12 protein-coding genes and 3 pseudogenes are annotated in these 12,559 nt (G+C 41.4%); 8 read left to right on the plus strand and 7 right to left on the minus strand.

Translation table 11 applies throughout. The features are described 5' to 3' along the window. Window positions 1–37: 37 nt before the first annotated feature. From KA717_21445 to KA717_21465, 5 genes are all read left to right on the plus strand, one after another. Window positions 38–193 (plus strand): hypothetical protein, encoded by a 156-nt coding sequence (locus KA717_21445; protein ID UXE58602.1) that lies wholly within the window; start codon window positions 38–40, stop codon window positions 191–193. Window positions 194–322: 129 nt separating this feature from the next. Further along, window positions 323–1,357 carry a transposase gene (locus tag KA717_21450; protein ID UXE58603.1) on the plus strand — a complete coding sequence of 345 codons (1,035 nt, stop codon included), beginning with the start codon at window positions 323–325 and terminating at the stop codon, window positions 1,355–1,357. Between the two features lie 184 nt (window positions 1,358–1,541). Further along, window positions 1,542–1,736 carry a transposase gene (locus KA717_21455; protein UXE58604.1) on the plus strand — a complete coding sequence of 65 codons (195 nt, stop codon included), beginning with the start codon at window positions 1,542–1,544 and terminating at the stop codon, window positions 1,734–1,736. Window positions 1,737–1,753: 17 nt separating this feature from the next. Then, entirely contained in the window at window positions 1,754–2,929 is a 1,176-nt protein-coding gene (locus KA717_21460) for an IS4 family transposase (GenBank protein ID UXE58605.1), read from the plus strand. Then, complete coding sequence (locus KA717_21465; protein UXE58606.1) at window positions 2,889–3,077, plus strand: hypothetical protein; 189 nt, start codon at window positions 2,889–2,891, stop codon at window positions 3,075–3,077. The genes KA717_21460 and KA717_21465 overlap by 41 nt, the downstream gene beginning before the upstream one ends. A gap of 59 nt (window positions 3,078–3,136) precedes the next feature. Here the strand turns inward: KA717_21465 and KA717_21470 are convergent. From KA717_21470 to KA717_21480, 3 genes and pseudogenes are all read right to left on the minus strand, one after another. Then, a pseudogene (locus KA717_21470) lies at window positions 3,137–3,811 on the minus strand (transposase). 266 nt (window positions 3,812–4,077) lie between these two features. Further along, a pseudogene (locus tag KA717_21475) lies at window positions 4,078–4,766 on the minus strand (transposase). A gap of 202 nt (window positions 4,767–4,968) precedes the next feature. Then, the gene (locus tag KA717_21480) at window positions 4,969–5,994 is read right to left on the minus strand and encodes an ISKra4 family transposase (protein ID UXE58607.1); all 1,026 of its coding nucleotides are present in this window, start codon (window positions 5,992–5,994) and stop codon (window positions 4,969–4,971) included. A 48-nt stretch (window positions 5,995–6,042) separates the two neighbouring features. Here KA717_21480 and KA717_21485 point away from each other — a divergent pair. Next, window positions 6,043–7,202: pseudogene (locus KA717_21485) on the plus strand (IS5 family transposase). A gap of 620 nt (window positions 7,203–7,822) precedes the next feature. Here the strand turns inward: KA717_21485 and KA717_21490 are convergent. After that, window positions 7,823–7,939: a DegT/DnrJ/EryC1/StrS family aminotransferase gene (locus KA717_21490; GenBank protein ID UXE58608.1), complete on the minus strand. Its 117-nt coding sequence runs from the start codon at window positions 7,937–7,939 to the stop codon at window positions 7,823–7,825. Window positions 7,940–8,181: 242 nt separating this feature from the next. Between KA717_21490 and KA717_21495 the strand changes: the two genes are divergently transcribed. Together KA717_21495 and KA717_21500 are read left to right on the plus strand one after the other, a co-directional pair. Beyond that, the gene (locus KA717_21495) at window positions 8,182–9,309 is read left to right on the plus strand and encodes an ISAs1 family transposase (GenBank protein UXE58609.1); all 1,128 of its coding nucleotides are present in this window, start codon (window positions 8,182–8,184) and stop codon (window positions 9,307–9,309) included. 367 nt (window positions 9,310–9,676) lie between these two features. Next, a complete protein-coding gene (locus KA717_21500; protein UXE58610.1) occupies window positions 9,677–10,351 on the plus strand; it encodes a glutathione S-transferase in 675 nt (224 codons plus the stop codon). Window positions 10,352–10,359: 8 nt separating this feature from the next. On the opposite strand, the gene fbp is transcribed toward KA717_21500, so the two are convergent. From fbp to KA717_21515, 3 genes are all read right to left on the minus strand, one after another. Further along, window positions 10,360–11,415: a class 1 fructose-bisphosphatase gene (fbp, locus tag KA717_21505; GenBank protein UXE64746.1), complete on the minus strand. Its 1,056-nt coding sequence runs from the start codon at window positions 11,413–11,415 to the stop codon at window positions 10,360–10,362. 49 nt (window positions 11,416–11,464) lie between these two features. Continuing rightward, on the minus strand, window positions 11,465–11,674 hold the full coding sequence (locus KA717_21510) for a hypothetical protein (GenBank protein ID UXE58611.1): 210 nt from the start codon (window positions 11,672–11,674) through the stop codon (window positions 11,465–11,467). A gap of 81 nt (window positions 11,675–11,755) precedes the next feature. After that, on the minus strand, window positions 11,756–12,559 hold the full coding sequence (locus KA717_21515) for a hypothetical protein (protein UXE58612.1): 804 nt from the start codon (window positions 12,557–12,559) through the stop codon (window positions 11,756–11,758).

Genomic DNA, 12,559 nt, shown 5'->3' on the forward strand with positions numbered 1-12,559 from the left:
ATATAAGAAAATCGATAGCCAGTGCTATCTATCAATTATGCAACTATGTCAGCGACTAGAGCAAATCCTCAATAATCTCCGTCCAGCCTTTAGCCGAGAAGCAACGTTCCAATGGTTTATCCTGTTAGTCTGGGGAGTAGTGCTCAACAGCCAACCCAGCGCAATAACTAGCTATGTCAATGCCATTGGCTGAACAGAGAGCTACTACAATCAGGCTCTACATTGGTTTGATTCCAAGGCGTTTAGGGTCGAAGGACTAACTTTACAATGGTCAAAGTGGCTAAGTCAGCATGAAAGTCTATACAGAATTAAAGGGAAACGGGTGTATGTGGGTGATGGCATCAAAGTGGGGAAAGAAGGACGCAAGATGCCAGGTGTAAAACGACTACACCAAGAATCGGAAGATGTGTCCAAGCCAGAGTGGATAAGGGGTCATTACTTCAATGCCTTGAGTATTTTGGTGGGAGTAGGGAAAGCCTGCTTTGCCTTGCCCTTAGTGTTGCGGCTAGACGATGGCATCAAGTCCAAAGCAACCGAGAAGGGGGAGGGAAAAGGCAAAAAAAAGGTGAAGACGAGCCTGGTGACAAAAATGGCTGACCTTTGTGTTACTTACGCAGAGGCAGGGAGTTATGTAATTTTGGATGCTTATTTTGCTTGCGAACCAGTGCTCAAAAGTTTTCGCCAGAACGCCTTGCATCTAATCACAAGAGTGCGTTGCTCCACCGTCGCCTATGCCCCCTTTTGTTCCGTGCCGACGCTGACGGGGAGAGGACGACCACGGATTTGGGGGAGTTCGATAAAACTAGAAAAGCTGTTCGCTCTGGCGGCGGACTTTCCGACAGCTAAAGTCTGGCTCTATGGTCAACAAGTCACGGTTTCTTATCAGTGCTTTGAGTTCCACTGGGATAGTCCCCATCAGCTCGTCAAGTTTGTTCTGACCCAATTGCCTAACGGACGACGACTGATTCTGCTTTCTACTGATCTCTGTTTGACTGGACCTGAGATTATTGCCGCTTACGGTCTCCGATTTAAGATTGAAGTCACTTTTCGTCAATTAGTCCATCTTTTGGGCAGCTTTGCCTATCGTTTTTGGCTTAAGAGTCTTCCTACTTTACCTACCTGGCCCAGCAATCTTATCCTCAGTGACTATCCACAAGCTGTTCAGACTCAGATTTTAAACAAGGTAGAAGCCTTTGAGCGTTTTGTTAACCTTAATGCCATTGCTTTAGGGCTACTTCAAATTCTCGCCTTAGAGTTACCCCAGGGGATTTGGGCTAATTTTCCTCGATGGTTTCGGACATTACCATCCCATGGCTACCCTAGTGAACGGATTGCTCAACCTGACTTTTCCCGTTAAGTCCAAAATCCAGCAATGCAAACTTCTAGAGGCTTTATCTGGCAAGGGTTTGAGTAATGATTCTCTTGACAGGAAAAAAATATTCTGAAGCCATCATCCCGCTTATCGTTCAAATTTCAAAAACAAAGGATGAAGGGAGTATGAGACTGTAAAATGGAGAAAATCTTAAAGGGCAGGTCAAAAAATGTTGGAATGGTGGACAAAAAACTTTGCCAGTTGTGAATTGGGAGACGAGAGGCTAAACAATCGTGCCTTCTCGATTGGGAAAAAGTTAAGTGAGGGGTTTGGAAAAGCCTTATCAGAAGTGTTTAAGGGAGGAAACGAGTTAAAGAGGGCCTATGAATTTTTGGGAATCCGAAAACAGACTTTGTCAAGATAATAGAGCCGCACTGTGAAATGACAACTGCCGCCGTAGAAGAATATAAGATAATGCTATCAGTCGGAGATACGACCTTCTTAGATTATCGCAATATCAAGGAAAAAAGGGAAGGGTATGGGCCGACTGGAAAAGGAGGGAATGGATTAATACTGCATAGTGCTTTAGCAATTGAGCCAGAAAAAGGACAAGTATTAGGTTTATTATGGCAAAAACTGTGGAATAGGGAGGTAAAAGAAAAGCCCCCAACAGATGAAACGGCGAAGCAGAAAAAAGAAAGACAGAAAGAACAAAGAAAAGCAGCTCGTCAAAGACCATTTGAGGAAAAAGAATCCTACAAATGGGTAGAGGCTCTAAACACCTGTGAGAAACAGGTAGAAAGTTCAACGAGGGTAATTCATGTATTTGACAGAGAAGGAGATGTTTCAGAAGTCTTTGACTCAGTGCGTCAACTCAAGCATACAGGAGTGCTGGTCAGAGCGTCTCATAATCGTAGTTTAGACAAAAATAGTGAACGACTTTGGCAACATTTGGAATCAGAACCGATTCGTTTTCATCAAGAAATCGAGATTCCGAGTACAGGAAAAAGAAAAGCACGGAAGGTTAAGCTTGCCGTCCGATTTTGCTCAGTTAATCTACGAACTCCCTATCGTTTTGATAATCGTGACCCGTTGAATGTCTATGCTGTTTATGCGACAGAAATCGATTGTCCCGAAGGCGAAACTCCTTTATCTTGGATGCTTCTGACTACAGAAGTTGTTGAGACTATTGAGATGGCTGTCACTATTCTTCGTTGGTACACCTACCGATGGCGGGTTGAAGAATTTCATAAAGTCCTTAAGTCTGGTTGTCAGAGTGAGCGTTATCGACTTGCCTCTGATGGAATGAAAACTCTTTTGGGTTTTTTAAGTGTCATTGCTGTTGAACTTTTACACGTTACTTATCTTCATCGTACCCAGCCCGATGCTCTCGCGATTGAAATTCTTAATCCTCTTCAACTTCAGGTGTTAAAAGCAGCCGCCTCTCAAAAACTTCCCCCTATTTTGACTGTTGCTTGGGCTGTCGAGTCTGTTGCTTTTCTTGGTGGTTATCTTGAACATCGTCGTAAAACTCCTCTCGGTATCCAAGTCCTTTGGCGCGGTTGGTTGAAGTTGCATGACCTTTGCCAAGGCTGGCAGCTTGCAATCCGCACTTAACGGGAAAAGTCAGATTGCTCAACTAGCCCTTCAACATCAAGCCCAAATGATTTTTCCTCAAAGTCCACCCAGTCTGCTTTTGCCTAAATTCCTTACCGCTAAACTTGCCTCTTCCTCAAGCCCTGATATGCTTACTTTCGTCGCATAGTCATTACCTTATCTGGCATCCATAAACTTCCCACTGTCCAGTTCACAAGAAAAACGACTCTACAACTTTTTACTTTTTGTCTTCTGAAGTAGAGTAGAAAGATTCATTACCAAAAAGTTCATCGCAATTACCGTTTCCGAGGTCTCAGGTAGTTTGGCCATCACTCGACCAAGACTAAATTTCCTCTTTCCCTGTCCGAATTTACCCTCAATGGCATTACGCACTCTTTCATCTGAGCGTGCCTCTTTCTTTTTTTCTTTGCTCACCTCTTTCGGCGGTCTTCCCAATCGGGGACCACTCATTCTTATATCCCTTTCTTTACAATAAGCTCGATTCGCTTTTGTTCGATAGATTTTATCCACATGAACCGATTCCGGATAACATCCTGTTTCCCTTTTATATTCTTCTATTCGCGCTTGTAAATCTCCCGATTCGTTGTAATTATCCCAACTTAATTTGTCTAAGAAGACAAAGCCATTCACATTACTTGCCGATATTTTAGCTCCAAACTCTACTGCTTTTCCCGCTTTTCCACGCACTATTGGACGCACGTGAGGTTGGCTTACACTCACAATTCTGTTTTCTACTTTATTTGTCTTTTTTTCATACATTTCTAACTGTTGCTCATACACTTTTCCTATCGTTACAAGCTCTTCTTGCTCTTTTTTCGTTAGTTTTTCTAACTTTGCTCCCTCTTCTATCATTTTTTCTATATGAGACAAGTTTCTTTTTATCCCACATTCCGTACTTGGCAACAAGAATTTTAATTAATACGAACAAGTCTAGATTAGCAGAAGTGCTTCCCCACAACGGTTTCAGGAATCACAATCTGCTGATCAACAAAAGTACGCCTCTTTATGCAGAACAAAAGCACTGATAAACGCACTACTATAGTCTTTCCTTCTCCGTCTATATCTAGTTTTGTGATGGCTAATGATGCCTGCATATAGCGTGTAAATTTTAAATTATTTATTTTCTTCTAATTGGTACGGAATATGGGTTTTATATATCCTAGTTGTTTTTTTGTTCCTTTTCTTCTTTCTTTTTTTGACACACGACGTTTTTTTGCTATGGCTAAGTACTCTTTTCTTGCCACTTCCCTATAAGTCCTCGGCTTTTCTTTCCTTTTCTCTTTTATTTCTTCATACAGCTTATCTATTATTTTTTCTGTTTTTTCTCTGGCATCATTCAATATTCCTATATCCGTTGGATATTTTATATCTGCTGGTGTACAAGTCGCATCTAACAATAACTTTCCTTCATTTTCTTTTTTTTCTGACGCTACACCCGTCGCTTTTTTTCTATTTCTTTATTAATTTTATTTATTAATTCCATTCCTATTTTTTTACGAAAATGAACCATCATTGACGCATTAAATGCTTCTTTGCTACTATAGCTTTCCATTCCTATAAAGTACTGTAAATAAGGGTTCTCTTTTATTTGTTCTACTGTTTCTCTGTCACTTTTTCCTGAAATTTCTTTGATAATTAATGCTCCTAATGCCATTCTAAATGATTTGGCTGGGGCTCCTTTTTTTTCTGTGAAGTTTTTTGCATATTCTTCCTCATATTCTTCCCAGGGAATCATTTTTGACATTTCTATCCAACGATTTTCTTCGTCTAACTGCCCGCCGAACAGATTTTTCAAGTTTTCTGGTGTTTCAATTGAGTACTGTTGCTTTCGGTACATCTGCTTTCTCTCTTCTTAATGCAATGGTTTTGAGGCATTCTACCCTATTTTCGTGCATTCTAGCGGTTCTTAATTCGCCTACTATTTTTCTCCGTAAAGGTTTCAGCTTTTTTCAGCAAGCCCTATGTATTCAGCATAATCCATTTGATGCTGATGATTCTCGTAATAAGTAATCGCCGCTTGTAGTTTCTCGGTAAGATTCTTAAGAATGACTTTTTTCTTCTTTGACTTCTTTCATCAGATTTAGCAGTTCTCCTGCTTTTCCTTTTTCATGCTTGAGTTCTCGACAATTTTCAGTCAACCATTCTTTTTGTTTTGACACTGTATTAGGATGCAACGCTTCTGCCAACGCTCCTAAGTAACCAGAGGCATGATAGAAATCTAATATCTGTTCTTCCGTTTGCTTTTCTAAAAACTTCCAATTTGATTCTGCCCCGTCTGCTATCCCGACAAATGTTGCCTCTGGATAACGTTTTTTCGCTCGCTCAATTTCTCTTTCTAATCTTTCTAGAAAACTCTTTTTTCCATACTCTGGTGCCGCACCTAGATAGATTGTATGTTGACGTTCGCCTTCACTATCGTATAGGGAAACGGTTCCCACCATTGCTTCACGGTAGCCATCCTCACACATCAGCATACAGGTTCCATCTAATCCTATTCCCACTGTTGCAATTTGGCTATCCTCCTTGGGCGGGGCATAACTCCACGCTTCTTCTTTTGCCTGTACCACACTTCCTACTGCTTCACTCAATCTTTGGATATAGGATAGCGCTACTTTTCTACCATGATTTTCTAATAAATCATTTTTCACCTCTTTGCCTGCCATCCCTGACATTTTTGAGGATACCTGTTTTGCCAATAATGGCGTTGATGTTATGATTATCCTTGCTTCTCTTTCTAAGGGGCAATACGTTTTTCCTCCTACTGAACGCTGATATACATGACGATTCACTATAACCTCACCATAAGGTGTTTGATATTCTTTCGGTTGCTCTCCCTTACTCTTCCAGATTTCTTCACCGATTTTTAAGGGTGAACCATCTGTATCTAAATATTTCAAGGCTTCTTTGCTGGCGATGCAACCTACTTCGTTTAAGCCTTTTTGAATATTTATTTCTGTATCCAACATTGAACGACTGAGTTCTAATGTTAGTTCTATTTTTATCTTTGAACCCTCTACATTAATTAGTTTTGCTGTCATCATTGTTTCCTCTTTGTCACTTTTCATCTCATGTTAACACTTTTCTTTTCCTTCATCAACTAAAGGTCGCACCCATTTAGAATGGCATTAGGAGCATTAATTATCAAAGAAATTTCAGGAAAAAGTGACAGAGAAACAGTAGAACAAATAAAAGAGAACCCTTATTTACAGTACTTTATAGGAATGGAAAGCTATAGTAGCAAAGAAGCATTTAATGCGTCAATGATGGTTCATTTTCGTAAAAAAATAGGAATGGAATTAATAAATAAAATTAATAAAGAAATAGAAAAAAAGCGACGGGTGTAGCGTCAGAAAAAAAAGAAAATGAAGGAAAGTTATTGTTAGATGCGACTTGTACACCAGCAGATATAAAATATCCAACGGATATAGGAATATTGAATGATGCCAGAGAAAAAACAGAAAAAATAATAGATAAGCTGTATGAAGAAATAAAAGAGAAAAGGAAAGAAAAGCCGAGGACTTATAGGGAAGTGGCAAGAAAAGAGTACTTAGCCATAGCAAAAAAACGTCGTGTGTCAAAAAAAGAAAGAAGAAAAGGAACAAAAAAACAACTAGGATATATAAAAAGAAACTTGTCTGATATAGAAAAAATGATAGAAGAGGGAGCAAAGTTAGAAAAACTAACGAAAAAAGAGCAAGAAGAGCTTGTAACGATAGGAAAAGTGTATGAGCAACAGTTAGAAATGTATGAAAAAAAGACAAATAAAGTAGAAAACAGAATTGTGAGTGTAAGCCAACCTCACGTGCGTCCAATAGTGCGTGGAAAAGCGGGAAAAGCAGTAGAGTTTGGAGCTAAAATATCGGCAAGTAATGTGAATGGCTTTGTCTTCTTAGACAAATTAAGTTGGGATAATTACAACGAATCGGGAGATTTACAAGCGCGAATAGAAGAATATAAAAGGGAAACAGGATGTTATCCGGAATCGGTTCATGTGGATAAAATCTATCGAACAAAAGCGAATCGAGCTTATTGTAAAGAAAGGGATATAAGAATGAGTGGTCCCCGATTGGGAAGACCGCCGAAAGAGGTGAGCAAAGAAAAAAAGAAAGAGGCACGCTCAGATGAAAGAGTGCGTAATGCCATTGAGGGTAAATTCGGACAGGGAAAGAGGAAATTTAGTCTTGGTCGAGTGATGGCCAAACTACCTGAGACCTCGGAAACGGTAATTGCGATGAACTTTTTGGTAATGAATCTTTCTACTCTACTTCAGAAGACAAAAAGTAAAAAGTTGTAGAGTCGTTTTTCTTGTGAAAAATGGTGTTAATTTTCCTCTCTTTTGTGAGGAGTGATTTGTGTTGACCTTTTTAGACAGAAAGGAACAATAGATTAAACAAAATCTGTATTTTGATTTGTTTCCATAAGGATAAGTTATCTATGCTTTTTCAGTCCATACTTCCCTAACCCACATTTCTTTCGTTTTTTGACTTTTTCAGCAAGCCCTAATTAGCCGCGATCGCCGTTTTATTGACCTCATTAATCAAGCGCGATTCCCCGTAAAAATTTAACACGGTTAAAATCTCAAAATATCCCTACCTGTAAATAGGGCTTGCTGAAAAAGTCCACAAAACGAACCTAGATGCCACAGGGCGCGAAAAATGGTGACTTCAGAGATCAGTTTCCAGTTTTACCTCATATTTTTCCAGCAAAGTGCATGGATTTTGAGCCTCCAAATGCCATAACCTTGCATCTGATCGTTTGTAAAATGCCTGAAAGTATTGTCTAGCAAGGATTTTATCCTTATTCAGCAAGCCCTAAATAATTCGTTGATAGATTATCCTGTGAAACGGTACGATAGGGCTTTCGAGCTCGCGTCAGATGTAATCAACGAAAATTTTACAGCAAGTAGAAATTTGCCCAATATTGCCGCTCCGCCAAGAGGCTATCCAGTTTGCCTAACTGTACCAATCCCACCGCCCCTTGCCGATCCGTCATGCGATAGTTAAATCCCAATAGATTAAACTCCGGCAGTAAATAGGTTTACTCTTTTTCTCTTTGATAGCTGGCAACACCTCCTTAATTTTATGCTTGAGCAGTTTGACCCTCTTCCCACTGCCAACTCTTCCTAGTCTTTCAAATTTAGAATTGCTGGCTAAAGGGCCAGGGCGAACGCATCTAAAAATGATACAGATACAAGAACATTATAGAGGGATGGATAAGGGAAAATAAGGGAAAGTGCATAGAAAACAAAAGCGATGAAACTCCGACCCAAATATAGACTGGTAGAACACTTTGCCGAAATAGATGACCCTCGCATCGAACGAACAAAACGGCATAAACTCATTGATATTCTAACGATTGCCATCTTAGCCGTCATTTGTGGAGCAGAAGGTTGGGTAGCCATGGAAAGTTTCGGCAAGGCTAAACATCAATGGCTAAAAAAAATTTTGGAATTGCCAAATGGCATCCCCTCCCACGATACGTTTGCGCGTGTATTTGCTAGTCTGAATCCAGAGCAATTTCAAGACTGTTTTCTGCATTGGGTCAAAAGTATAGCGGAGGTAAGTGAAGGGGAAGTGATAGCGATTGACGGCAAAACCCTTCGCCACTCCTATGATAATGCCAACGGAAAGGGCGCAATTCAGATGGTAAGTGCATGGGCAACAGCAAATCGTCTAGTACTAGGACAGTGCAAGGTGGAAAGCAAATCGAATGAAATCACGGCGATACCCAAACTCCTGAAAATGCTAGAGGTCAAAGGTTGTATCGTAACGATTGATGCCATGGGAACTCAGACAAAGATTGCCCAACAGATAGTAGGGCGAGGGGGAGATTATGTTTTGGCATTGAAAGGCAATCAAGGTAATCTATGTGAGGATGTTGAACAATTATTTGCTCATGCTCAATCGGTTAATTTTGCGGGAATTAAGCATGATTTTCATCAAACAATAGACAAGGGACATGGACGGATTGAAATTCGCCGTTGCTGGACGATGGAACAAACAGAATTTTTGCTGGGTGGGGAGAAATGGGCAAAGTTGACGAGCATCTGTATGATTAAAGCGGAGAGACGATTGAAAGACAAAACAGAGTATGAGACCCGCTACTATATCAGTAGCCTGCCGAGTAATGCTCAAAAATTATCCCAATCTGTTCGTAGTCATTGGTTGATAGAAAACTCTTTACATTGGGTTCTAGACTTGGCCTTCAACGAGGATGCTTGTCGCATTCGTAAGGATTTTGCTCCTGAGAATTTAGCCGTCTTACGCCATATCGCTCTTAACTTGCTCACAAAGGAAAATACTCTGAAACTTGGTATCAAGAATAAACGGCTACGCGCTGGTTGGGACGAGGACTATCTCCTTAAGGTTTTACTCGGATAAGATGCGTTTGCCCTGTTCTGACCTTATCTGGCATCCATAAACTTCGCACTGTCCAGTTAGGCAACTTGCTCAAGAGCAGCATCAACAGGAAAAGCGATTAATTTTCTATAACAAGACTCAAAACCGCGATCGCAGAGCAAACGCATCTAAATTCTAGACTCCTTATCTGATAAGACTTTCAGCGTTTCATAAAAAATCAATCATGATCTCGGAAACCCTTATCCAGCCTACCTTTCAAAAATAAGATGCGTTCGCCCTGGCTAAAGGGCTGGGTTTCTACCCATTTTTCCGATGAATGGGAGAATAGAAAAGACAATTTGACGAATAACGCTGACTCTGATTCTAGAACCTTGACTAGTACTGTAAAATGTTGCTCCTTCAATTTAGTACTTCTCACTACTGTCGTAAAGCCCGATTAGCTCTTAACTATAAGGGAATTTCCTTTCAAGTTGAAAACTTAACCCCTGGTCTCCATGTTCTAAAACTCAAACCACTTACGGGATTAACTACCATTCCGGTATTGCTGCCTCAAGAAGCAGGACAACCTCAAGTGGTAGCTGATTCTACTCAGATTTTTCATTACTTAGAACAATATCAGCCTTTACCCCCTTTAAAGTTGCTTAATCCCCAACAACAACTCCAGGCCGCATTATTAGAAGACTGGTTAGATGAAAGTATTGGTACAGCAACCCGATTTGTCTATTATCATTTTCGAGCCGGAGCCGGCAAGATGCTCGATGCTTCGCTGATGAGTCAGACCGTGATTAGCGTTGTCCGTGCTCAGTATGGTATCAATCCAGCTTCCGTCAAATTGGCCCGCGATCGCCTGACATTGGCCATGCAGGTACTAGAGACATGGAAAGTTTCTCCCTATCTAGTCGGAGAGCAAATCAGTATAGCAGATTTAGCGGCCGCCGCCTTACTCAGTCCTTTAGCTTTGATCCCTGACTATCGGCAATCCTATCCCTGGCTCTTTGAACGAATTCGGGAAATTCATCAACAATGTGGTGAACCCTTACCCCCTGGATTAAACCCAGGCTAATTTATCAATTAAGCTTCCTCCACTGCTCTGCGCTTGCGATCGGCAATAAAAGATTCTACTAATTTGACATCCTCTTTGCTACCAATCACTAATGGCGTGCGTTGATGAAGCTTTTTCGGAACTAAATCTAAAATAGCTTGAGAACCATCACTGGCTTTACCGCCCGCTTGTTCGACTAAAAAGGCCAAAGGAGCCGTTTCGTAGAGTAAACGCAATTTTCCTTCGGGATTTTTAATGGTACCAGGATAAAGAAAAACGCCTCCCTGCATCAGAATGCGATGAATGTCTCCCACTAAGGCCCCGCTATAACGAGAGGTATAACCTTCATGGCGATGAACATAACGAGTATAGTCCCGAAGAGCTTCGTCCCACTGCCAAAAGTTGCCTTCATTGGTGCTGTAGATGGGGCCATGATCGGGAATTTGAATATTCTCCTGGGCTAAAATAAATTCTCCCAAACTGGGATCTAGGACGAATGAATGCAGACCCGCGCCGAGGGAATAGACCAAAAGGGTAGAAGGGCCATAGAGAATATAACCGGCTGCCAACTGTTGACGGCCATTTTGTTGTAATAAATCCTGGGCATCTCCGGCTAGATCATCTCCCTGTTGTTGACGAATGGCAAAAATGGAACCGACGTTTAAATTAATATCCACGTTGGAGGAGCCATCTATAGGATCATAAAGCAGGGTATAGCGACCAATCGGGCAATTTTCAGGAATGTAGTAGGGTTTTTCCATTTCTTCAGAGGCTAATCGACAGACCAGACCGCTTTGTTTAAAAACGGAAATAAACACGTCGTTAGCATAAACATCCATTTTTTTGACGGATTCCCCCTGGACATTCGTTTCGCCAGTAAATCCCAGAACATCGGCCATTAACCCAGCTTTGCTCAAACGACGAGAGATTAATTTACCGGCCAGGGCAATACGATTCATAATGGCACTGAGATCCTGGGCTTCGGCACTAAAACTATGCAGTTGTTGCAGAACGTGGCGAGAAAGGGTTGTGCAATCTCGATCCAGGGTATGTTCAGGAATACTTACACCACTTGCCTCAACCATGACATTCACCTCTGAAGTTAAAAGTTAACAGGACGGAATCAATGGCCAATCAATCAATGGAAATGGTCTGGGGGCGATTATCGTTGCTACGATCTATGTCCTGACTGGAAAAATCGGTGACACCTTGTTTCTCTAACCAACTTTTGAGGGGATCTTCGGTCAGTTTGACTCGTAGTAATCCAGAGAAAAAGCCACCGGCAAAGGCAAGCGGTTGATGAACGAGTTCTTTCAGAATTGGTTGTAGTTCAGTGATAAACATAAATGAAGTAGGTTGGTTCGAGATAGAGAATGAAGGTGCGTCTGTTTTGCCGTTAACAAAGCCACTACTTAAAGCTAATACTTAGGTTAACGCATGATAATGGGGTAAAATTTTCAGATCCTGAATCGGTTGATTGTTAAGACAATACCAGTGACAGGTAAATAGATCCGGGGATTGAAGACTGAGAGAGGCGATCGCCGGTGCTGCCGGAAAGGGCCAGAGACGATCAAAGATTACCGTCTGCTCACTGAGACCAAATTGCAGAAGATAGACTGAAGGCGGAGCGGCCAAGGCTTCCAAACAATTAAAGGCAAAGGAATAAAGCTGCTGTCGTAGCGCATCTGTCAAGTCAATGGCTGGCTGATAGGCATTGGGCATTTCGCCTTCACTAATTATCTCACCATACAAAGGCCCTTTACTTGTCCAGACAATAGGTAGCCAGTGATCTCCTAACCAATGAATATCGGTGTGACTAGTGCAATTTAACTTTTCTGTTACCCAGCGACGATAACCTAAGATATCCTGACAAGTTTGATAGACCGAACGGGCGGGAAAGGTTAACCAAGGGGGCAATTGAATCGTTAAGGGACAGAGGATTTGGCCCACCGTCGGCATTGATCGCTGTCCCCCCTCTGACCAAAGTGAGGCTACGGCGATCGTTTCAATCACTGTATGAGGAGAATTGGTATCAATCGCTTGTTTGAGAGCCATCACCATTCTTTCTGTGACGGGGGACGCAGCAATTAAACGTCCTTCCTGTTTAACTTTGGCATTGACAATAATACTGACTCGTCCATTGCGGTTTGGTTGTTTAAGTTGATGATTGCCCACGATCCCTAAAACCTTAATTGTTAATGCTGACGTTGGAAGGCGATCGCCTCTCAT

The sequence above is a fragment of the Woronichinia naegeliana WA131 genome, assembly GCA_025370055.1.
Taxonomy (GTDB): Bacteria; Cyanobacteriota; Cyanobacteriia; order Cyanobacteriales; family Microcystaceae; genus Woronichinia; species Woronichinia naegeliana.